Origin of the sequence: Fusobacterium sp. DD2, assembly GCF_018205345.1 — a bacterium.
Taxonomy (GTDB): Bacteria; Fusobacteriota; Fusobacteriia; order Fusobacteriales; family Fusobacteriaceae; genus Fusobacterium_A.
In genome coordinates this window covers 1-581 of record NZ_JADRHM010000136.1, presented here as the reverse complement: position 1 = coordinate 581, position 581 = coordinate 1, and the positions used below count along the sequence as shown (strand labels likewise).

At 27.0% G+C, this 581-nt stretch carries 1 protein-coding gene; it reads left to right on the top strand.

Features of this window, described 5'->3' with window-relative positions; all coding sequences use genetic code 11:
• Nucleotides 1–550, top strand: a 550-nt coding sequence (locus IX290_RS11460; RefSeq protein ID WP_211493322.1) for an IS3 family transposase, incomplete at its 5' end; no start/stop codon positions are given.
• Nucleotides 551–581: the final 31 nt, after the last annotated feature.

Below are 581 nucleotides of genomic sequence, written 5' to 3'. Positions count from 1 at the left end.
TATTGGAAAGATCGCTGATAACCATATTAAAAGAAATTTTGAAGCAAATAAACCAAATGAAAAATGGTTTACTGATATTACAGAATTTAATTTGAGAGGAAATAAGCTGTATTTATCACCAATATTAGACGCTTACGGAAGGTATATCGTCTCATATAACATTTCAACATCACCAAACTCGATTCAGGTGATAGATATGTTAAATAAAGCGTTTAAACGCAATTCTAATATTGATAATTTAATATTTCATAGCGATCAGGGATGGCAATATCAGCATAAATTTTATACTAAGCGACTAGAAGAAAAAAATATTATTCAAAGTATGTCAAGAAAAGGGAATAGTTTAGATAATGGATTAATGGAAAGCTTCTTTGGAATAATAAAATCAGAAATATTTTATGGACAAGAAAATAATTACAAGAATATAAAAGAATTAAGATTAGCGATAGAAGAGTATATAGATTACTATAATAACAGAAGAATTAAGGAAAAATTAAAAGGATTAACTCCTGCGAAATACAGGAATCAATCCTTATTAGTCAATAATTAAAATATGTGTCTAAGAAAATGGGTTCACTACA